Origin of the sequence: Actinoplanes sp. NPDC051343 (assembly GCF_044455125.1) — a bacterium.
Lineage (GTDB): Bacteria > Actinomycetota > Actinomycetes > Mycobacteriales > Micromonosporaceae > Actinoplanes.
This window is the reverse complement of the sequence record NZ_JBITEL010000007.1, coordinates 305950-326059: the sequence shown is the minus strand read 5'-3', so window position 1 is coordinate 326059 and position 20110 is coordinate 305950. Positions and strand designations below refer to the sequence as shown.

Below are 20110 nucleotides of genomic sequence, written 5' to 3'. Positions count from 1 at the left end.
CGAATCGACCGGCCGGCGAACCTTCCCATCCACCAGTTGGTGGATGGGGTCCTACGCCACGGCCTCCGAGTTGCTGCCCTTCCGCAGCCCGGCGACGGCCTGATAGACCGAGCCGACCTGGGCGGCGACGCGCTTCCACGAGTACGCCTGACGTGCGCGGTCGAGCGCGGCCGTCCCGTACGCGAAACGCCGCACCTTGTCGGTGACCAGGCGCCGAAGCGCCCCGCCGAGGGCCCGCGGGTCGCGGGCCGGCACGAGATCGCCGGTGAGACCGTCGACCACGGTCTCGGTCAGGCTGCCCACGGCCGGACCCACCACCGGTACGCCGCAGGCCATCGCCTCCAGGACGTCCTCCTCCTGGCCCTCGGAAGCCAGGAACAGGTCGGCCGAGCGGAACCACCGGGGCAGGTCCCGGAACGGCACCGAGCCGACGAGCCGCAGTCGGTCGCCGACCTGAAGCCGCTCGGCCAGCGCCCGCAACGACGACGCGCCCGCATCGGCCGGCAACTGGTCGGCCGGCGGACCACCGACCACGACGATCTCGGCGCCCGGCACGTACCGCATGGCCTGGATGACCTCGCCGAAACCCTTACGCTCGACGAGCTTGCCGACGCTCAGAATGCGGGGACGCTCGGCGTCACGCTCGGCGACCGGCCCGTCGGGCGAGAACCGCTCGCTGTCCACACCCGGCGGCACCACCGTGAGGCTGGCCCGCGGCACGCCGATGCGCACCAGGTCGCGTACCTCTTCCTGGCTCTGCGCGACCACCCGGTCGACGGCCCGGCCGAGAGCCCGCTCATAGTTGGACCGGGACGGCTTACCCTCGGCCGCTCCCATGGCACCCAGCTCGTGGAACGACTGCACCACGGGGATGCCGACCTGGCGGGCGGCGGTGACCGCGGCGAGACCGCTGGTCCAGAAATGGGCGTGGGCGACGTCCGGGGTCCACCGGGGATCCCGCCAGTGCTTCTCGAGCCAGCGGGCGAACTCCCCCATGTACGGCAGGAGCAGGTCGGGCGGCACGTCATGGGCCGGCCCGGCCGGCACGTGCACCACCCGGATCCCGCCCCGGGTGGTGGCGACCTCGGGGGTCGTCGGGTCGTCGCGCCGGGTATAGACGGAAACTTCATGGCCGAGCTCGGCCAGGGCAGCCGACAAGTCGGCCACGTGAGTCTGACGGCCGCCATCACCCAGGGGGCTGGCGTGCTCAGAGATCATCGCGATGCGCACGGGGTCCCTCCGGATCGGGCAGCGGTACGCGGTGCACCATGCCCGACGGCCAAATCCGTAAACATCACCGCTCACCGGGCTGCTCGCAGCCTAGCCCGCGTCCACGTCACTCCGGGTCAGCTCGGCGAGGTAGCGTTCCCGATACTTTCGGAGAATCGGCCGGATCTCGGTAACCGCCTGGGCCTTCATGGCAGCAAATACCCGGCCGTAAAAGCCGTCGTCGGACTCATCGTGCTTGCTGAGACCGGTGTCGTGGAGTCAGCGGTAGATCGCGCGGTTGGCGGCGCTGATGACGGCGCGGTAGGCGTCGCCGGTCAGGGAGCGGTCGCGGGCCAGCGCCGCTCGGGCGGCGTTGGCGCCCGGGGCGCCGTGGACGCCGCCGCCCGGGTGGGCCGAGGCGCTTGCCAGGAACAGGCGGTCGATCGGGGTGTCGGCACGGCCCAGGCCGGGGACCGGGCGCAGGAACAACTGCTGGAAAGGTGCGGCGGTGCCGGCCGCCAGGGCGCCGCCGACCAGGGACGGGTTCTCCCGCTCCATGTCGCCGGGGGCGAAGACGTGGCGGCCGACGACCAGGTCGCGGAAGCCGGGGGCCTGGCTCTCGACGACCGCCTCCATGCGTTCCACGTGTTCGGCGATCTGGTCGGCCTTCCAGGAGTCGCGGTGGGGCAGGTGGGTGTACGCCCAGACCGACTCGGTGCCGGCCGGGGAGCGCGACGGGTCGGCGGTCGTCATCTGGCCCAGCAGCAGAAACGGGTCGGACGGGATCTGGTCGGTGGCCAGCTCGGCCGCGTAGCGGGTCAGGCCGTTCAGGTCGGCGCCCAGGTGGACGGTGCCGGCGCCGACGGCCGACTCGTTCTGCCACGGGATCGGGGCGCGCAGGGCCCAGTCGATTTTCACGGTGGCGCCGTCCCAGCGGAAGTGGGCCAGGTCGTCGACCATGCGGGGTGGCAGGGCGCCCGCGCCGACCATGTCGAGGAACAGCGCCGGTGCGGTCACGTCGGCCAGGACGGCTCGGCGGGCGCGCAGGTCACGGCCGTCGGCGCAGCGCACGCCGACCGCGCGGCCGCGGGCGATCAGCACCCGGTCGACCGGCGCGGAGTATTCGATCTCGCCGCCGCGGGCGAGCAACCGGGAGACCAGGGCGTCGGTGATCTTCTGGGCGCCGCCGACCGGTACGGGCCAGCCGACCTGCTGGGCGAGCATCGCCAGCAGCCAGCCGTAGATGCCGCCGCCCGACTCGTCCGGGCCGAGGTCGGTGTGCAGCGCGCAGCCGGCCAGGGCCAGCGTCGCGCCCTCGCCGCGGAAGAGTTCCGAGCCCAGCTGGCGGACCGAGGTGACGGCCCGGCGGCCCAGGCGGAGCGCCCCGGCCGTCTTCAGCCGCCGCATCAGGGCCACGCCGGAGCGGATCGGGGGGAACGGCGTGAACAGGGCGTCGGTCAGCGGCTCGGAGACCGAGGCGAACTCGTCGAAGGCCGAACGCCACCGCTCGCCGTCGCCCGGCGCGAACGCCTCCATCGAGGCCATCGTGGAGGGCAGCGCGCGGTTGACCGCGGCCGCCCGGCCGTCCGGCAGGAGGTGGGCGAAGACCGCCGGGGAATGCGTCCACTCGAGGTCCAGATCGAGGTCGCGCAGGACCGGCGAGGCGTACCCGAGCGGGTAGAACGAGCTGAAAAGATCACTGAGGTAGCCGGGGGCGGTGACGTGCCCGGACCGGATCGCGCCGCCCGGTTGCCCGGCCGCCTCCAGCACCAGCACCGACCAGCCCGCGTCGGCGAGCAGATTTGCGGCGACCAGCCCGTTGTGGCCGGCGCCGATCACGATGGCGTCCACATGCACCTCCTGTTTCTACCCACGAACGGCCGGGTAGATGCACCTCAACAAAATAGGGGGCCGGCGATGACGGAGAAGCCCACGGTCGACCGGGACGCCGAGGCCGACGCCGACGACGTTACGCCTCGGCCGCTGCCCCGCAAGATCAGACAACTTCGCTGGCGTACCTGGCGCGGCATCCTCTGGCGCAGCGTGGTCGGCTACATCAACGACGACTGCTCCGACTTCGCGGCCGCCATGACCTACCAGAGCGTGACCGCGCTGATCCCGTCCATGGTCGTGATCGTCGCCCTGATCAACCTAGTCACGAACGGTACGTCGGCACTGGACGCGACGATCGATGTGCTGCGTGACCTGGGGGCCGGGCCGGTGATCGGCAACCCGGCGCTCCTCAGCATCGTCGAGTCGCTGCTGGTGCGGCAGGACTCGGCCAAGGTGCTGCTCGGTTTCGGTCTGGTGCTCGCCCTGTGGTCGGCCTCCGGTTATGTCGGCACGTTCACGCGGGCGTCCAACCGGATTTACGGCGTACGGGAAGGGCGCAGCTGGTGGAAGCTGGAACTTCTGCAGATAGCCCTCGCCGCGGTGGCCTTGATCCTGCTCGCCGCAGGCGGCATCGGTCTGGTGATCAGCGGGCCGCTGGTCGACGCGGTCGGTAACGTCCTGCACGCCAGCGCCACCGTGCGCCGGCTGTGGTCGATCGGCCGGTGGCCGGTGCTCGTCGCGATCGGCATCACCCTGCTGTCGCTGCTGTTCTGGATCGCGCCGAACGTGCGGCAGCCCCGGTTCCGCTGGATGACCGTCGGCGGCTCGGTTGCCCTGGTGGTCTGGACCGCCATCACGTTCCTGTTCGGGCTGTACGTCGCCAACTTCGGCTCCTACAACCGCACGTACGGCAGCCTCGGCGCGATCATGGCGTTCCTGGTCTGGGTCTACCTGTCCAACATCGCGCTGCTGCTCGGGGTGCAGGTGAACGCCGAGGTGCAGCGCGGACGGCTGCGTCAGGCGGGCGACGATGACACGGCCATGCCGCTGGCGCCGCGTCTGGACCCGGAAGATCCGGAGTAGGCAGAAGGGCCGGCTCCCTGTTCGGAGCCGACCCTTTGGTTCAGAGCTGCGAGGCGAGCGAGCACACCGCCAGCAGGCGGCGCATCACCCAGTCGTTCTCCGACCAGTCGAACGACCCGACCGGCGGCTGCCATCCGTGGGTGAAGGCGGCGTCGCGCACACCCTCGGCGTACGCGGCCAGCAGCACCGGCGTCATCGGCCGGACGTCGGATGACAGGCTGTCCCGCACACCGGCGGCGTGCTGGTCGACGATCGCCATGAGGCCCGGGTTGGCGGCGGCGGCCGCGAGGCCCTCAACGCCGACCGAGGCGTGCAGCTCGTCGAGGCAGGCGATGGCGGACTGAAGGGCGGCACGGGCGGCAGCGCCGCTAAACAGGCTGTTCATGCCGAGGAACGTTACGGAGCACCGGGTAGCCGACGGTTCTCCTGAACGGTGCAGGTCGGTTTCGCTTAATTCCGGCCGGGCCGGGAATGAGTAGGCCGTGATCGACGAAACGACGGTGCAGGCGCTGGGCAAGCTCAGCGAAGCTTTGGAGACCACCGAGCGGGCGCGGGGCCATCTCTACGAGATGCACCAGCTGACCGGTACGGCGGACTTCCAGCTCGACGAGGCCGTGTCACTGTTCATGCAGGCCGGGCACACCGAGATCGCCGAACGCATCCAGCGGGACCTGATCGGCCGCGACGTCGTACCGGATCACTGGACGTTCCAGTTGATCGAGGAGTACGACGACGGCTATTACGCCGAGTTCCGCGGGGTCGAGCGGGACGCCCGGGAGAAGCTGGCCGACGGCCGGCGCCACCTCCACGAGGCGAAGCTCAAGAAATCCCGTCAGGGCTAGCCGGGCGACGCCGCTGGGAGTCGTCGGCGATGATCACGGTGGCTACGCAGAGGGCGACCACGACGGCGAACAGCCATGAAGCGTCATCGATGAGCTTGGCGGCCAGCGGGGCCTGGAATGCCGCCACCAGGAAACCGACCCAGGCGAGCCGGCGCTGACGCTCAGAGAGGAAACCGAGGGAACCCATCGGGACATTCTGTCTCGATCAGCACGGATCGCCGTCACCCGTTCGGCCGATTCTCCGTTATCCGATCGTGCCCCTTGCCTTGCGCCTGCGCCGCTCAACCGTCGCGTTTTCGCTGGTAGGAGCTTTGTACGGATGTCAGAGCGTTCCCACCTTCTCGGCGAAACCCCAAGAGCACGTCGTCGTCGCTCCCCTGCTCGGCCGGAGTGGCGCATATCTCACGGTGAGTGACGCCGCCTCGCACGTCGAGATCTCCATGGCGACCCTTCCGGGCCTCCTCTACCGGATCACCACGCCCGCCGGCTCCGGGCTGGCGCCCGTCGCGGCGGTGCGCGACGGCAAGGCCGAGATCCGCTTCCGGGCCACCGGGGACGACGGCCCCGACGACGTACGCATCGTGCTGAACCGCGGCGTCCGATGGGACCTCGGTTTGCCGGCCGGCGCCGGGGAAACCGACCTGGACCTGACCGCCGGGCGCATCTCGCGGCTGGCCACCGGCGGCGCAGGCCTGATCGAGGCCGCACTGCCGGCCCCGGAAAGCACCGTGCCGGTGTCGTTCGGCGACGTGGGCAGCGCGATCGTGACCGTGCCGCCCCGCCCGTACCGCGTGCGGCTCGCCCTGGCCGCCGGGGCCGGAACCGTCGAGACACCCTGGGGTCCGGCGCTGACCGAACCGGGCTGGGCGGCGGCGACCCGGCGCTATGCGATCAGCTTCCGGGGCAGCCTCGGCCGGCTGACCGTACGCCGATCACTCCCCTGACCTCTTCGGCCGCGGCTCCTCGATCACCTGGGTCTCGTCGATCTCCCCCTCGGTGCCGCTGCCGATCACCACGGTCTCGTCGTGTCCGGGGTTGACGACCGTGGTGTCGGCCACGTCGTTCCTGATCACCGTGGTGGTGTCGTCGTCGTCCCGGTCGAACCCCGGGATCAGGTGCGGGCGCGTCTGCTGAACCGGGATGACCTGCGTCTCCTCGGTCTCCGCCGCCGGCGCTTCGCCCGGCATGACCGCCGGCTGCGTCGCGGTGGTCGCGTTCTCTGCGCGCGCCTCGTCCAGCGTCACCGCCGCGGCTGCGTTCTCTTCCCGCGTCACCGCCGCGGCCGCGTTCCCTTCCCGCGTCACCGCCGCGGCCGCGTTCCCTTCCGGCGTCACCGCCGCGGTCGCCTCTTCCCCGCGCACCTGTTCCGGCGTGACCGCCGGCTGGGTCGCGGTGGTCGCGTTCGCCGCCGGTTCCGGCGTGACCGCCGGCTGGGTCGCGGTGGTCGCGTTCGCCGCCGGTTCCGGCGTGACCGCCGGCTGGGTCGCGGTGGTCGCGTTCGCCGTGCGGGCCTCCTCCGAACGGCGGGCCGCCTCCCGCAGTCGCTCCTCGGAGCGGCGGGTCTCCTCGGCCCGGCGGGCCTCCTCCGCGGCCCTCCGCTCCTCTTCCTCGGCCGCCCGCCGGGCCTCTTCGGCCGCCTTGCGGTCGTCCTCCGCCTTCCGTGCCTCCTCGGCGCGGCGTGCTTCCTCCTCGGCGGCCCGGCGGGCCTCCTCGGCCTTGCGGGCTTCCTCGGCCGCCGTCTGCCGCGCGCGCTCCTCCGCGTACGCCCGGGCGTGCTCCCGCATCACCGCCGACTCGGTCTCGGCCTTGTCGAGCCAGCCTTCCCAGCGCGCCTGCATGGGCCGGATCAGCCCGCCGCCGACCCCGACGATCACCACGCCGGCCACGGTCGCCAGCACCGCGATCAGCAGCGGCCGGGTCACCCCGGTGGCGATCTCGACCTGGTCGAGCGCCGCGATCACGCCGAGCGTCACGATCACGATAGCGACGGCCCTGGCCAGCACCTTCCCGTACGCCAGGCCGCCGAGCGTGCTCGCGATCAGGTCATGCACCGCCCCCGCGATCGCCGCCGCCACCACGATGATCACGATCGCCACGAACGCCCGCGGCAGCCAGGCGATCAGCTCGGTGAGCAGGTCGGCGACCGGGTTGGGTCCCCACACCCCGAAGGCCAGCTGCAGCGCGAACAGGAGAATGCCGTAGAAGACCAGCCGGGCGCAGACGTCACTGGCGCCGACCTTGCCGGCCAGCATCCGGCCCACCGCACCCCGCTCGACCGCCCGGTCGAAGCCGGCCTTCTTCAGCAGCCGGCCGACCGCCGCCCGCAGCAGCCGCGCCACCAGGTAGCCGACGACCAGGATCACCAGGAAGATGAGCGCCTTCGGGAGGAACAACAGCACCGAACGCCACATGTCGCTGAGCCCCTGACCCAGCCCGTTCCCGCTCATGCCTGCTCCCTGGTCGCGGTTCCCGGCACGCGGCCGGCCTGATAGCGACCTTAGGGCTCAGAGGCCACTCGCGCCCGCGGAGTAACAAACCGTCAGTTACAAGCCTTGCCGTTGATCGAACATCCGGTGGCGCCCCCGCTGACCGATCCGGAGGCGGCGAAGGTGAACGAGACGGAGTCGCCGGCGCCGATCGAGGATCCGGAGAACGTCAGCACGTCACCGGAGATGCGGCCCGTGACACCGGCGCCGCTGAGCACGGCGACCTGGGTGGCGCCGGGAACCGTAACCTGAACCGTCCAGCTGCCGGACGCGGCGGTGCCCGGGTTGCTGACGGTGACCGACCCGGCGAAGCCGTCGGAATTACTGAGCTGACCGAACCGGGCGGTCAGCGCCGCCGAGTCGTTTCCCGAGGCCGGCGGGGTCGGCAGGACCACATGCGGGCTGTTCGTCTTGCCGGGGGTGGGTGCCGGAATCGCGATGACGCTCGTGCTGGCCGGCGCACCCGGTGTCGTGGCGTGAGTCGCCGGGGCGGTCGAGGCCGACGCGGAGGCGGAAGGCGACGGGGAGGCGGTCCTGGAGACCGGGGCCGACGCGGACTCCGGGATGCCGATCGACGGCGAGTCGTCGGGCAGTGCCGGATCGGTGGTCGGGGCGATCGTCACCAGCGGCACCTCGGCGTTCTTGTGCGTGCTGCCGCCGTCCAGCCCGAGGCCACGCAGCCCGGCATAGCCGGCACCCCCGGCCAGCACCGCTCCGAGCGCCGCCGCGACGACGATCCCGCGGCGGCGCCGATTCCGCCCGCGGTGGGTCACCGGCACGCCCCGGGGCATCGACAGGTCGATCACGGCCCCGCCGGCCACCGCGGTCTCATCGGCCGTCACCCATTCGACCCGCGGCGGCCCGTCATACATTCCACCCGCGGCCGCCCCGCCGACAGGCGCCCATGCCCGCTGGTTCGGCTGCGCGTAGCCCGACTCGGCGTCGTCGAGGCCACCTTCCGGCCCGCTGTGGCTCGGTCCTCGTTCGCCGTGCCTGCTCACGGCATCGGCGTAGTCCTCGCGGGGGTAGTCCTCGCGGGGGTAACCCTCGCGCGCGTAGTCCTCGCGGGGGTAGTCCTCGCGGTGGGGGTGGTCCTCGTCGGCGCGGTCGCGGTGAGCGGCGGCCGGGGCGCCGTTGCCCGCGATCCCGCCGGCCCGGGCGGCCCACGCGCGGTCGAACGTCTCGGTCGGGTCGCTGCCGTGGGCAGGCGGACGGCCGTACATCTCGGCGGGGGTGCCCCCGGCCGGCGGGCGACCATAGATCTCGGTCGGGTCGCCGTCCGGGCGGCCGAACTGCTCGGTCGGGTCGCCGCCCGAGCCGGACGGCGGAGGACCGTAGTCAGCACCCGGAGGGCCGAACTGCTCGGCGGGAGGGACCGGCGGACCGTACATCGCTTGCGGGTCGCCGCCGGGCCGGCCGTAAAGATCGGGCGCGGCTTCCAAGCGGCCGTAAGGATAGGGCGTGGCCTCCGGGCGGCCGTAAGAATCGGGTGCAGCCTCCGGGCGGCCGTAAGAATCGGGTGCAGCCACCGGGCGGCCGTAAGAATCGGGCGCAACATCAGGGCGGCCATACGGATCGGGCGCGGCTTCCGGACGGCCGTAAAGATCCGGACGGCCGTAAAGATCGGACGCAGCATCGGGGCGGCCGTACAGCTCGGGCGCGGCTTCCGGGCGGCCGTACAGCTCGGGCGCGGCTTCCGGACGGCCGTACGGGTCGGCGGGTTCGCGGCCGTCGGCGTGGAGGTCGGCCGGGTCGGCCGGGTGCGGGGCCGGTGTGAGGCGTACGCGGGAGCCGCCGATGTCGGAGGCCGTGGTCCACGGGCTCTGCGGTGGGGCGAAGTCGCGCGGGACCGGCTCGACGTGTGCGGGCTCCGGGGGTGCGGCGTCGTAGGGAGCTAGGTCACTCAGCGCCGCATAGACGTTTGTCGGTGTGGCATCGTCGGACGCTGGGTCACCGGAGGGCGGCCACTCAGGGTAACCGGACCGCTGCGCAGGCGCGTCGGCATCGTCCGCCCAGCCGCGGCTCGGACGGTCGGCCCGGTCCTCTGTCACGGCGGCGACTATAGGTGAGGGGCGCACATGCGCGCCAAGCTCAGATATGCCGCATTGGGTCACGGACCGTGATGTCTCTCGGGAACCGACCGGGGCCATCGCGCAGTCGTGACCTCCCGTACCGTCAAGAATCGGACGGTCGGTCAGTGCGGCATCGTCCAAACGGTCGAGTCGGGCTACTCTTTGGTCATGGCCGGGACGGGTGGGGTGAGCCCTTCAGCAGTGCCCACCCTGCCTGCCCAGCCCGGGTCCGGCCCGCGCCCGGCCGAGCTGTGCGCCGATCTCGTGGCTGCCTTCGACTGGGGTCGCACCGCGCTCGGCCCGCAGGCGGGGTGGGATCCGGCGATCCGGACCGTGCTCGATCTGCTTCTCGACGCGCCCCTGCCGATGGCTCTCGCGCTGGGCGACGGCTTCCTGCTGATCTACAACGACGCGTACGCGGAGCTGCTCGGACCGCTGCACCCGGCGGCCCTCGGCCGCCCGGCCGAGGAACCGGGGCCGGCGATCGCCGAGGTCTACCGCACCGGCCGGGCCGTGCTCGAGCCGGAGGCTCAGCTGACGCTGACCCGCGGCGAGGCCGAGCAGGCGTTCCTTACCCGCGGCCACTCCCCCGTGCACGATTCGACGGGAAAGACCGTCGGCGTGCTCACCGTGGCCGCCGAGACCACCCAGGTGACCCGTCGGCTGCAGAGCCTGGGCGAGCTGACCTCGAGGCTGGCCGGCGCGCTGACCATCGACGACGTGGCCCGGGTCGTGCTCGGCTACGCGACCGCCTCGTTCGACGTCGATCACTGCGTTTTCGCGGTCGACGACGGCGCGGCGTACCGCTATGTGCGCCGCGTTCGCGGCGAGATGCTCGACGAGGCCGACGAGCGGTTGCCGCCGGTCTGGAAGCGGGTCTCGGCCCAGGCACCGGGCGCGCCGATGGTGACCGCCGCGCTGACCGGGCGTCCGAGTTTCGTCGCCGACGGCGAGCCGCTGCGCCAGGTGGCCAACGACCGGCACGAGCGCCGCATCCGCGCGCTCGCCGCGCTGCCGCTGCGGGCACCCTCGCTGACCGGGGCCATCACCCTGGGCTATCGGGTTGCCCACGCCTGGCTGCCGGCCGAGCGGGCGCTGCTGACCGCGGCGGCCGAGTTGATCGCGCAGGCGGCCGAGCGGGCCCGCCGGTTCGAGGCCCAGCACGGCACCGCCCAGCTGCTGCAGCGCAGCATGCTCCCCGAGCATCTGCCCGAGCTCGACACGTTCCGGCTGGCCGCCCGCTACGACGTCGGCGTCGACGGCAACGCGGCCGGCGGCGACTTCTACGACGCGTTCGAGCTGTCGGACGGGCGGCTCGCCATGGTGCTCGGCGACGTGGCCGGGCACGACGTGCGGGCGGCCGCGGTGATGGGCCAGGTGCGGGCCGCCCTGCGCGCGCTCGCGCTGACCGATCCGGCGCCGCCGAGCGTGCTGGCCGGGCTCGACCGGCTGGTCGGCTCGCTGGGCGCCGAGTCGCGCAACGAGGAGATCTTCGTGACCGTGGTCTACGGGGTCCTCGACATCTCGGACGGGACGATCACGCTGGCCAGTGCCGGTCATCCGCCGCCCGTGCTGCGCCGGGCCGGGGTGGCCGGCGAGCCGGCCACCGCCGAGCTGGTCAAGGTGCCGCCGGGGGCGCCGCTCGGGCTGGGCGGCCGCTGGCAGACCGGCCAGGTACGCCTGGAGCCCGGCGACACGATCCTGATGTTCAGCGACGGCGTGGTCGAGCGCCGCGGCCGCTCGCTCAACGAGGGCCTCGACGCGCTGGTCGCGGTGACCGCCGCGGCCGGGGGCGGCGATCCCCGCGTGCTCTGCTCGCTGGCCACCTCGGCGGTCGAGGGACCGACCGACGACGACGTGGCGGTGCTCGCGGTGGAGCGGGCGATCGCGCTGAGCCGCTCGGCGACGATGCTGGTGCCGGCCGAGCCGACCGGCCCGAGCCGCGTACGCCAGTGGATGACCACCCGCCTGCGCGAGTGGTCGGTGCCCGAGCCGGTGATCGGCGCGGCGATCCTGTGCACGAGCGAGCTGACCACCAACGCGCTGCTGCACGCCGGCACGCCGGCTCAGGTGCGCGTCGACCTGAACGCCGAGCGCCTGCTGGTCTCGGTGGCCGACACCGGCACCCGGGGCACGGTGATCCGCGCCCACGCCGACACGATGAGCAGCCGCGGCCGCGGTCTCGGCCTGATCGAGGACCTGAGCGACTCGTGGGGCACCGACCCGACGGTCCGGGGCACCACGGTGTGGTTCGAGATGCTTCTGACGGGTACGCAGAGCTGATGCGTTCAGGAGTTCTCTTCGACGTCGACGGCACCCTGGTCGACACCACATATCTGCACACCGTCGCCTGGTGGGAGGCGCTGCGGCAGCACGACGCGGACGTGCCGATGGCCGAGATCCATCGCGCCATCGGCATGGGCTCCGACAAGCTGCTCGACCATCTGCTCGGCGATGATCGGGACCGGTCCGACGACGACATGATGTCGAGCGCGCACGATATCCTCTACGGCGCCTGGTGGGAGCGGCTGCGCCCGCTGCCCGGGGCGGCCGAGCTGCTGCGCGCGGTGGCGAAGCGCGGGCCGGCCGTGGTGCTGGCCTCGTCGGCCAAGGAGGCCGAGCTCAAGAAGCTGCGCCAGGTGATCGACGCGGACGACGTGATCACCGCTGCCACCTCGTCGAGCGACGCCGAGCAGAGCAAGCCCGCCCCGGACATTCTGCAGGCCGCGCTCCAGCAGTCCGACGTGGATCCGCACCGGGCCGTTTTCGTCGGCGACTCGGTGTGGGACGTCAAGGCCGCGGCCCGTCTCGAGATTCCGTGCATCGGGCTGACGTGCGGCGGCAGCAGCGCGGCCGAGTTGAGCGAGGCCGGCACGATCGCCAACTATGACAATCCGGCCGCTTTGCTGGCCGCGCTCGACGACTCGGCGATCGCCGCGCTCAAGGCCTGAGCGGCCGTCCTTTACGGACTGTCGACCGCCTGCTCCTGCAGAGTCACCGGGCTTGCAGCCCGATTAACGGTCATGTCACGTGTATTGGTCGGATGATTGCAGAGCGTAACGGCAAATTGGTCTAAAACGGATGCTGCACCGTTGGGTAGTGACGAAGCGTATAGGGGTGCCGTAGGATGGACATCAAATCGGGGCGTCCTTGTTGGAGCGTTTTATGCGGATCAGAGGGTTTGCACCATCCACCCCCTGCTGGGCGGAGCTGACCTCCGCGGACTCGGCCGGAGCGGCCGGGTTCTATGCGGAGCTCTTCGGGTGGGAGCTGGACGGCGATCGATTCCTCCTTCAGGGACGAGCGGTTGCCGGACTCGGCCGGGCCGGCACCGGCCGGCCGGAGGGCTGGGTCACCTACCTGGCCGACACCCACCTCGAGAGCACGGCGGAACGGATCAATGCGGCGTACGGCCGAAGCCTGACCTGGCCGCAGGAGCGAGCCGGGGCACGCAGCGCGATCGTCGCCGACGCCTCCGGTGCGATCTTCGGCCTGTGGCAGTCGGCCGGTTTCGCCGGCACCCAGCTGCGCGGCGAACCGGGCACGATGGCCTGGTCCGACCTGCTGACCGACGACGTCCCGGCGGCGACGGCGTTCTACGGCGCGGTCTTCGGCTGGTCGCTGACCACCGAGTTCGGCAGCGGGGAGTGGCTGACCGAGGCACACGACTCGGTGGCCGGGGTGATCCCGGGCCGCCCGGGTGCGCGCTGGCAGCCGTCGTTCCAGGTCACCGACACCGCGGCGGTGATCGACAAATGCGGCAGCCTGGGCGGCCGCGTGATCGCCGGGCCGATGGAGATGGGCCTCGGCAGCTACGTCGAGATCCTCGACCCGTTCGGCGCCGCGTTCGCGGTGACCGCGCCGGTCGAGCGGCCGGTCGAGCTGAGCGTGGCCTACAACGACATCATCGGCATGGAACTGACGTACGGCGGGTAGAGAACAGGCGTTCGAAGGAGGACGCCGATGACTGACGCCATCAAAGACCCGGACGACTGGTCGACCGGGGACGAACCGGCCACCGGAGCGCAGGAGTCGTACCTGCACACGCTGGCGCAGGAGGCACACGAAGAGGTGCCGGACGATCTGACCAAAGCCGACGCGTCCCGCAAGATCGACGAGTTGCAGGAGAAAACCGGCCGCGGCCAGTAGTACGAGATTTCCTTCGAGAGAGGCCGGCCTTCGGGCCGGCCTCTCTCGTGCTTTGCGTGTCAACCCGGGTTGACATTCGCCGGTTGTCAACCTATGTTGACAGCATGACCGAGGCAACCGATCTGGCCGCCGCCGCCGGCAGCGCCGATCCACGGATCGGCCTGCGCGCGGTGGTGGCACTACGCCGCCTGCTCGAAGGGCTCGAGCATCTGCAGGTGTCCAACGCACGCCGCAAAGGCTGGTCCTGGCAGGAGATCGCCGAAGCACTCGAGGTGACCCGCCAGGGCGTTCACAAGAAGCACGCCGGCCACATGCCGGCGATGGATCCACGGGAGGACTGAGATGTTCGAGCGATTCACTGCCGAGGCACGCGCGGTCGTGGTGGCAGCCCAGGAAGAGGCCCGCCAGCTCGGGCACGACTTCATCGGCACCGAGCACGTGCTGCTCGCGCTGCTCGCCGACACGGACGGCGCGGTCGCCCGCGCAGTCGCGGACAATGGCGTCGATGCCGAGTTCGTGCGCGGCGACATCATTCGCCGGGTCGGGCCGCACCCGCCCGACCTCTCCGCCGCGGCCGCCGAGCAGGAGGACGCCGAGGCGCTCAAGGCCATCGGCATCGACCTCGACGAGGTGCGCAAGGCGATCGAGGCCAACTTCGGGGCCGGCGCGCTGCGGCTGCCCCGCGACACCGAACAGCAGAAGAAGCGGGGGCTCTTCGGCCGGTTCTACGTCGCCGGCGGCCACATCCCGTTCACCCGCCGCAACAAGAAGGTGCTCGAGCTGTCGCTGCGCGAGGCCCTGCAGCTCGATCAGAAGTTCATCGCGCCCGAGCACATCATGCTCGGCATGCTTCGCGAAGGTGAGGGCCTGGCCGTCCAGATCCTCCACGAGAAGGGCGTCGACTTCACCCGGCTCCGGGCCGACATGACCACCGCGCTCCGCGCCCGCGCCGCGTGAGCGGGGTAAGTTGCGGGCATGTCCGCTCGTGTCCTCGTCACCGGCGCGGCCGGTCTGGTCGGCTCGGCCGTGGTCCGCCACCTCGCCGAGCGGGGCGTCGAAGTGACCGCGCTCGTTCTCGAACCCGCCACCGGCCTGGCCGCCGACCGCGTCGTGGTGGGCGATGCCCGCGATCCGGCCGTGGTCGACGACGCGTTACGCGACGCCGAGGCGGTGATCCACCTCGCCGCGATCCCGCACCCCAACGCGGATCCGGCCGAGGTCGTCTTCGGCTTGAACACGCAGGCCACCTTCACCGTCCTCGATCACGCCGGCCGGGCCGGCATCGGCAAGATGGTGTACGCGAGCAGCTATGCGATCTGCGGGCTGCCGTTCGCCCGCATCCCGCTGCGGCTGCCCTACCTCCCGATGGACACCGACTTCCCGCTGCAGATCACCGACGCGTACGCGCTGTCCAAGCGGGTCGACGAGACGACCGCCGAGATGATCGCGCTGCGCTATGGCGCAACCGTGGTCGGCCTGCGGATGCCGTTCATCGGCACACCCGACGACCGGCTGCCCAAAATGGCGGCCCAGCACCGCGATGACCCGATCCGGGGCGCGGCCGACGTGTGGAGCTACCTCGACGCCCGCGACGCCGCCCGCGCCCTGGTCGCCGGGCTGACCCCGAGCCGGCCCGGCAACCACGTGCTCTACGTGGCCGCCCCGCGCACCCTGGCGCCCCAGCCGACCGAGTGGCTGCTCGACCACTTCCACCCCGGCGTACCGCGGCCGCACTTCGCCGGCCGGTCGGTGCCGATCGACCTCGAGCCGGCCCGCGACCTGCTGGGCTTCACCGCCGCCTACCCCTACGAGGTTCGATGACCGTCATCGCCGAGACGCAGGCGCCCTGGCCGGCCCGGGACCACCTGCGGATCACCGGAGTACGCACCGTGGTCACCGCCCCCGAAGGGGTCAACCTGGTCGTGGTCCGCGTCGACACCAACGACCCGGGGCTGTACGGCCTCGGCTGCGCGACCTTCCACCAGAGGTTCGCGGCCGTGGTCGCGACGGTCGAGGAACATCTGGCGCCGCTGCTGATCGGGCGGCACCCGGCCGACATCTCGGACATCGGGCGGATGCTGCACTACTCCGGCTACTGGCGGGGCGGGCCGACCGAGAGCAGCGCGCTGTCCGGTGTGGACATGGCGCTCTGGGACATCGCCGGCAAACGGGCCGGGATGCCGGTCTACGAACTGCTGGGCGGCCGGCTGCGCGGGGCCGTCCCGGTCTATATCCACGCTTCCGGAGCGACGGTCGAGGAGACGCTTTCGCAGGCCCTTCAGTTCCGCCGGCAGGGCTATCGGCACATCCGGCTGCAGACCGGGCAGCCCGGGGTGGGCTCCTACGGCGCACCCGGCACGACCGACGCGTACCCGAACGCGCCCTACCCCGACGGCTGGAGCGTCGACCACTATCTCGCCTCGACGCCCGAGTTGTTCGCCGCCGCCCGGGAACGGCTGGGCGACGACGTGGAACTGCTGCACGACGTGCACTCCCGGCTCACCCCGAAGCAGGCCGTGGTGCTGGCCCGGGCGCTCGAGCCGTACCGGCTGTTCTTCCTCGAGGACGTGGTCGCGCCCGAACACTACGATCGGCTGCCCGAGGTGCGGGCGGCCTCGCCGGTGCCGATCGCGGTCGGTGAACTCACCGCCACGATGGCCGACGCCGCCCGGCTGGTCACCTCGGGCGGGGTCGACCTGCTGCGCTGCCACATCTCGGCGATCGGTGGGCTCACCCCCGGCCGCAAGCTGGCCGACCTGTGCGAGCTGAGCGGCGTGCAGACCGCGTGGCACGCGCCGGCCGACGTCTCGCCGATCGGCGCGGCGGCCAACCTCGCGCTCGACCTGACCAGCCCGGCCTTCGGCATCCAGGAGGGCCACGTCTACCCCGAGCAGGTGCACGAGATCTTCGGAGGTACTCCGGTGATCGCGGCCGGCTATGCGACGGCGTCCGAATCACCGGGCTGGGGCGTCGACCTCGACGAGAAAGCGGCGGCATCCTTCCCGCCCGTTTTCCACGGGCACGAGCGATGGACCGCCCGGGTCCGCCGCCCGGACGGCGCCGTGGAAGCGCCGTGACGGCGGCCCCGCGCCGGAAGCTCTCGTTCGCCGTTCTCGGCGACTCCATCGCCTTCGGGCAGGGCGCCTCGGCGCCCGCGCACACCGCGGCCGCCCGGCTCGCCGCCGACCTGGACGGGCAGGGCATCCTCACCGAGATGCGCGTCTTCGCGGTGCCCGGCGCCCGCAGCGCGGACCTCGCGGCGCAGGTACGACGAGCCCAGGAGTGGCCGCCCCACCTCGCCTTGATCATCATCGGGGCGAACGACCTCACCCGCCTGATCCCGCCGGAGCAGGCCGCGGCGCAACTCGGTGACGCGGTCCGCCGGCTGCGCGCGGCCGGCGCCGAGGTGGTCGTCGCACCCGCACCCGACCTCAGCGTGGTGCCGTGGGTGCCGCCGCACATGCGGGCGATGGTGCGGGCCGGCAGTGCCGCGCTGCACGACGCGCAGACCCGGGCGGCGCTGGCCGCCGGAGGCCGCGTCGCCGACATCGGGATGACCTCGGCCGGCGGCTTCGCCGCCGATCCGGACCTGTTCAGCGCCGACCGCTTCCATCCGTCCAGCGCGGGCTACGCGGTGATCACCGACGCGTTGGCACCCACCGTGCGGGCGGCCGCCACCGCCGCGTACGACCGGCTTGAGACACATCCCGGAACGCCTCGGCCGTCCGATCGCGGGCATCGACGGATGTCGAGCGGCGAAGCCTGAACGGCCGCTGCCCGCTCGGGCCCCGCGAGGGGGATCTGCCGTGCCGACCAGTGCCTCATCTCCGCGGCGTAGCTTCGGCCGCCTGCTCGGCTTCGCGCCCGGGTGGCTGCCGATCGTCATGCTGATCGGACTCGCGTACCTGCTGGTGACGCTGCCCGAACTCGTCAAGGCCACCGCCGGCATGCAGGTGCACTCGTCGGCCGGCCACGCTGTTCTGGCCGGCCGCGGCCGTGGTGGTCGCCCTGCTCGCCGGGATCGGTGCCGCGGTGCACCATGGTTCGGCTCCTGACGCTCTGGGCCAAGACCCACGACGACAGCTGAGCGGCGTGCGACCGCCTCAACTCAGGGTCTCGACCGGGGTGCCGGAGGCGGGCCGGCCGAACAACTCGGCGGCGTCACGGCCACGCGCGAAGATCTCGTAGCTGGTCCGCCGGTCTCCGTCGCCTCCGTGCGGCCAGCCCGAACTGCCCGGCGCGAACGCGATGGCGCCGGTCGGCACCGCGAAGACACCGTCGCTGACCATCACCTCGTTCACCGCGTCGCCGATGCGCACCCGGACGGTGGTTCCCGCCGGGGCGGGCGCGGAGAACCAGCTTGTCTTGAGGTTGCCGTAGCCGTCGGTGTACGCGACCGATCGGACCGGCGCGGGGCCGACGGTGACGGGCTCGCCGAGCAGGTTGGTCTCTCCGCGGACCAGCGCGGCCAGCGCATCGGGAAACACGTCCCGGGACCGGAACTGGGATCCGGCGGCGGGGACGTCGACCGCGCGCAACCGCACTCCCTCGTCGGCCAGGAACGACATGCTCGCTCCGGCGGCCACACCGACCACCAGTACGCCCGTCGGGAGGCGGGCCGCCACCAGCCTTTCCCCGGCGTTGTCGGCTCGCGGCTGATCCTCGTCCTGCCGCGGCGCCACGTTCGCGTAGAGCACCCGGTCGTCGGGTCCGTCGCCGAAAGCGAGCTGCGCGAGGCAGAAACCGGCGCTCACGGTGTCGAACGGTGGCACCGGGATCGCGGTGACGGCGGCCTCCGGCAGCAACCGGGCGAGACGCTGGCGCACCTCGGCGAACGCGAGATCACCCACGCCGTAGTCGGCGACGACGGTCAGCAACATCGGTTCAGACTAAGGCGTGCGGCTCTCAGTCGCGGACGGCGGCGAACATCAGGCGGTCGCGCCACTCGCCGCGGATCAGGTAGTAGGCGTGCAGGCGTCCCTCCGGGACCATGCCGATCTTCTGCAGGACGCGGGCCGATCCGGTGTTGTCGGGGTCGCAGGTGGCCCCGACGCGGTGCAGGTCCAGCTTGTCCATGGCGTAGCCGAGTAGGGCACCGGCCGCCTCGGTCGCGTAACCCTGGCCCCAGGCCTCGCGCGCGAACACGTAGCCCATTTCGGCCCGGCGATGGTCGAGGCTGGTCATGCTGAGCTCGGTCGCGCCGATGACGCGACGATCGGCGAGACGCTCCACCGCGTACGGGAAAACCAGCCGGGGGGAAACCCGGGCCATGGCCACCGACCGGTTGACGTGGTGGCGCGTGGCCTCGATCGAGTTCGGTCCCCAGTCCATGAATCGCACGACCTCGCGGTCGGAGGCGTAGGCGTGCACCTCCGGCCAGTCGCCGGGCCGGAAGGCCCGCAGCAGCAGGCGGTCGGTGAGAAGCTCATCCATGGGTGATCCGCATCCGCATCGCCGGGTCGGCCGTGCGCACGAAGCCGAGGTCGGTGTAGAGAGGCTCGCCGTCGGCCGACGCGCGCAGGTCGGCCGCTCCGACGCCGCGGGACCGGAACCATTCCAGGAGGGCTTCCATGCACGCGCGGCTGTAGCCACGACGCCGGTGAGCCGGGTCGGTGGAGACGTTGAAGACGTAGCCGAACAGCCCGGACGGGTTGCCCGGGCTGCCGAGCCGCTGCTCGACGATGCCGACCGCGCAAGACGCGAGACCGCCCCCGCCGGGCTGGTCGACGACGAACGCGGCCATGGAGGAGCCGGTGAGACGCTCTCGCAGGGTGTCCCGGGCGGGCAGTCGCCAGTCGTCGTTGAAGGTGCGGGGGTCGCCGAAGGTGCGGAGCATTTCCGCGCGGAGGCGGACCAACTCGTCGGCGTCGTCGGGGGTGGCCGGGCGGGCGCTCATGCCTGGCAGGCTAGCCAAGGCGGGGTAGCCCGGTCGCGCCAATATCGGGTGAGCGATCCCACCTGGTATTTCAGATTTTAAAGAGTTAGGGTTTCTCCATGGCCGAACCGTTGACGGACACCGAGCAGACCGCCTGGCGTACGTTCATCGAGAGCTCCTGGGCACTGCACACGCGCCTGGAGGACGAGTTGCGCGCGGCGACCGGCCTGAGCATGAACGACTACCACGTCATGGTCGTGCTCTCCGAGGCACCGGAGCGCCGGCTGCGGATGGGCGAACTGGCCAGCCGTCTGGTCTTCTCGCCCAGCCGGGTCACCTATCAGATCAACTCGATGGTCAAGCGCGGCCTGGTCCGCAAGCAGAGCTGCACCGAGGACGGCCGCGGCCAGGAGGCCGTGCTGACCGACGAGGGACTGGCCGCACTGCGCGCCGCCGCGCCGCTGCACCTCGACACGGTCCGCAAGGCGTTCATCGATCACGTGGACGCCGACGAACTCGATGTGATCAAACGCGTCTTCAAGAAGGTCCGGGAGGCCTGAC

Annotated in this window: 23 protein-coding genes and 1 pseudogene; 15 read left to right on the top strand and 9 right to left on the bottom strand. The window is 71.8% G+C overall.

Going from position 1 to position 20110, the window contains the following annotated elements:
- Positions 1 to 51: 51 nt before the first annotated feature.
- Together ACIA5C_RS24445 and ACIA5C_RS24440 are read right to left on the bottom strand one after the other, a co-directional pair.
- The gene (locus ACIA5C_RS24445) at positions 52 to 1230 is read right to left on the bottom strand and encodes a glycosyltransferase (RefSeq protein ID WP_396058336.1); all 1179 of its coding nucleotides are present in this window, start codon (positions 1228 to 1230) and stop codon (positions 52 to 54) included.
- A gap of 258 nt (positions 1231 to 1488) precedes the next feature.
- Entirely contained in the window at positions 1489 to 3060 is a 1572-nt protein-coding gene (locus tag ACIA5C_RS24440) for a phytoene desaturase family protein (RefSeq protein WP_396058335.1), read from the bottom strand.
- A 66-nt stretch (positions 3061 to 3126) separates the two neighbouring features.
- Here ACIA5C_RS24440 and ACIA5C_RS24435 point away from each other — a divergent pair, with 66 nt between their 5' ends.
- Positions 3127 to 4125, top strand: coding sequence for a YihY/virulence factor BrkB family protein (locus tag ACIA5C_RS24435; RefSeq protein ID WP_396058334.1), 999 nt, complete (start codon positions 3127 to 3129; stop codon positions 4123 to 4125).
- 40 nt (positions 4126 to 4165) lie between these two features.
- Here ACIA5C_RS24435 and ACIA5C_RS24430 read toward each other — a convergent pair whose 3' ends face one another.
- Positions 4166 to 4510, bottom strand: a complete 345-nt coding sequence (locus tag ACIA5C_RS24430) for a DUF6401 family natural product biosynthesis protein (RefSeq protein WP_396058332.1) — start codon at positions 4508 to 4510, stop codon at positions 4166 to 4168.
- A gap of 97 nt (positions 4511 to 4607) precedes the next feature.
- On the opposite strand from ACIA5C_RS24430, the gene ACIA5C_RS24425 reads away from it, so the two are divergent.
- Positions 4608 to 4967, top strand: coding sequence for a hypothetical protein (locus tag ACIA5C_RS24425; RefSeq protein ID WP_396058330.1), 360 nt, complete (start codon positions 4608 to 4610; stop codon positions 4965 to 4967).
- Here the strand turns inward: ACIA5C_RS24425 and ACIA5C_RS24420 are convergent.
- A complete protein-coding gene (locus ACIA5C_RS24420) occupies positions 4945 to 5154 on the bottom strand; it encodes a hypothetical protein (protein ID WP_396058328.1) in 210 nt (69 codons plus the stop codon). The genes ACIA5C_RS24425 and ACIA5C_RS24420 overlap by 23 nt on opposite strands.
- 220 nt (positions 5155 to 5374) lie before the next feature.
- Between ACIA5C_RS24420 and ACIA5C_RS24415 the strand changes: the two genes are divergently transcribed.
- The gene (locus ACIA5C_RS24415) at positions 5375 to 5911 is read left to right on the top strand and encodes a hypothetical protein (RefSeq protein WP_396058326.1); all 537 of its coding nucleotides are present in this window, start codon (positions 5375 to 5377) and stop codon (positions 5909 to 5911) included.
- Here the strand turns inward: ACIA5C_RS24415 and ACIA5C_RS24410 are convergent.
- Together ACIA5C_RS24410 and ACIA5C_RS24405 are read right to left on the bottom strand one after the other, a co-directional pair.
- Positions 5900 to 7414, bottom strand: a complete 1515-nt coding sequence (locus tag ACIA5C_RS24410) for a hypothetical protein (RefSeq protein WP_396058324.1) — start codon at positions 7412 to 7414, stop codon at positions 5900 to 5902. The genes ACIA5C_RS24415 and ACIA5C_RS24410 overlap by 12 nt on opposite strands.
- A 92-nt stretch (positions 7415 to 7506) precedes the next feature.
- Entirely contained in the window at positions 7507 to 9504 is a 1998-nt protein-coding gene (locus ACIA5C_RS24405) for a cellulose binding domain-containing protein (protein WP_396058322.1), read from the bottom strand.
- A gap of 189 nt (positions 9505 to 9693) precedes the next feature.
- On the opposite strand from ACIA5C_RS24405, the gene ACIA5C_RS24400 reads away from it, so the two are divergent.
- The 11 genes and pseudogenes from ACIA5C_RS24400 to ACIA5C_RS24350 all read left to right on the top strand — a co-directional run bounded on the left by ACIA5C_RS24400 (position 9694) and on the right by ACIA5C_RS24350 (position 17729).
- Positions 9694 to 11808 (top strand): SpoIIE family protein phosphatase, encoded by a 2115-nt coding sequence (locus ACIA5C_RS24400; RefSeq protein ID WP_396058320.1) that lies wholly within the window; start codon positions 9694 to 9696, stop codon positions 11806 to 11808.
- Positions 11808 to 12476 (top strand): HAD family hydrolase, encoded by a 669-nt coding sequence (locus tag ACIA5C_RS24395; RefSeq protein ID WP_396058318.1) that lies wholly within the window; start codon positions 11808 to 11810, stop codon positions 12474 to 12476. The genes ACIA5C_RS24400 and ACIA5C_RS24395 overlap by 1 nt, the downstream gene beginning before the upstream one ends.
- 214 nt (positions 12477 to 12690) lie before the next feature.
- Positions 12691 to 13461 (top strand): VOC family protein, encoded by a 771-nt coding sequence (locus ACIA5C_RS24390; protein ID WP_396058316.1) that lies wholly within the window; start codon positions 12691 to 12693, stop codon positions 13459 to 13461.
- 27 nt (positions 13462 to 13488) lie between these two features.
- Positions 13489 to 13674, top strand: coding sequence for a DUF3072 domain-containing protein (locus ACIA5C_RS24385; protein ID WP_396058314.1), 186 nt, complete (start codon positions 13489 to 13491; stop codon positions 13672 to 13674).
- Positions 13675 to 13778: 104 nt separating this feature from the next.
- Positions 13779 to 14015: a helix-turn-helix domain-containing protein gene (locus ACIA5C_RS24380; RefSeq protein WP_396058312.1), complete on the top strand. Its 237-nt coding sequence runs from the start codon at positions 13779 to 13781 to the stop codon at positions 14013 to 14015.
- Position 14016: 1 nt separating this feature from the next.
- Positions 14017 to 14199, top strand: a pseudogene (locus ACIA5C_RS24375) (Clp protease N-terminal domain-containing protein); the annotation flags it as partial.
- The gene (locus tag ACIA5C_RS24370; protein WP_396058780.1) at positions 14191 to 14631 is read left to right on the top strand and encodes a Clp protease N-terminal domain-containing protein; all 441 of its coding nucleotides are present in this window, start codon (positions 14191 to 14193) and stop codon (positions 14629 to 14631) included. The pseudogene ACIA5C_RS24375 and the gene ACIA5C_RS24370, both read left to right, overlap by 9 nt.
- A gap of 18 nt (positions 14632 to 14649) precedes the next feature.
- Positions 14650 to 15495, top strand: a complete 846-nt coding sequence (locus tag ACIA5C_RS24365; RefSeq protein WP_396058310.1) for an NAD-dependent epimerase/dehydratase family protein — start codon at positions 14650 to 14652, stop codon at positions 15493 to 15495.
- On the top strand, positions 15492 to 16751 hold the full coding sequence (locus ACIA5C_RS24360) for an enolase C-terminal domain-like protein (RefSeq protein WP_396058308.1): 1260 nt from the start codon (positions 15492 to 15494) through the stop codon (positions 16749 to 16751). Before ACIA5C_RS24365 ends, ACIA5C_RS24360 begins: the two co-directional genes overlap by 4 nt.
- The gene (locus ACIA5C_RS24355; protein WP_396058306.1) at positions 16748 to 17440 is read left to right on the top strand and encodes a GDSL-type esterase/lipase family protein; all 693 of its coding nucleotides are present in this window, start codon (positions 16748 to 16750) and stop codon (positions 17438 to 17440) included. Before ACIA5C_RS24360 ends, ACIA5C_RS24355 begins: the two co-directional genes overlap by 4 nt.
- 40 nt (positions 17441 to 17480) lie before the next feature.
- A complete protein-coding gene (locus tag ACIA5C_RS24350; RefSeq protein ID WP_396058304.1) occupies positions 17481 to 17729 on the top strand; it encodes a hypothetical protein in 249 nt (82 codons plus the stop codon).
- Between the two features lie 48 nt (positions 17730 to 17777).
- Here ACIA5C_RS24350 and ACIA5C_RS24345 read toward each other — a convergent pair whose 3' ends face one another.
- Genes ACIA5C_RS24345 through ACIA5C_RS24335 form a run of 3 tightly spaced genes read right to left on the bottom strand, consistent with a single transcriptional unit; the run spans position 17778 to position 19570 of the window.
- The gene (locus ACIA5C_RS24345) at positions 17778 to 18554 is read right to left on the bottom strand and encodes a hypothetical protein (protein ID WP_396058302.1); all 777 of its coding nucleotides are present in this window, start codon (positions 18552 to 18554) and stop codon (positions 17778 to 17780) included.
- 25 nt (positions 18555 to 18579) lie between these two features.
- Entirely contained in the window at positions 18580 to 19107 is a 528-nt protein-coding gene (locus tag ACIA5C_RS24340) for a GNAT family N-acetyltransferase (RefSeq protein ID WP_396058300.1), read from the bottom strand.
- On the bottom strand, positions 19100 to 19570 hold the full coding sequence (locus tag ACIA5C_RS24335) for a GNAT family N-acetyltransferase (RefSeq protein WP_396058298.1): 471 nt from the start codon (positions 19568 to 19570) through the stop codon (positions 19100 to 19102). Before ACIA5C_RS24335 ends, ACIA5C_RS24340 begins: the two co-directional genes overlap by 8 nt.
- Before the next feature lie 98 nt (positions 19571 to 19668).
- Between ACIA5C_RS24335 and ACIA5C_RS24330 the strand changes: the two genes are divergently transcribed.
- Positions 19669 to 20109 (top strand): MarR family winged helix-turn-helix transcriptional regulator, encoded by a 441-nt coding sequence (locus tag ACIA5C_RS24330; RefSeq protein ID WP_396058296.1) that lies wholly within the window; start codon positions 19669 to 19671, stop codon positions 20107 to 20109.
- Position 20110: the final 1 nt, after the last annotated feature.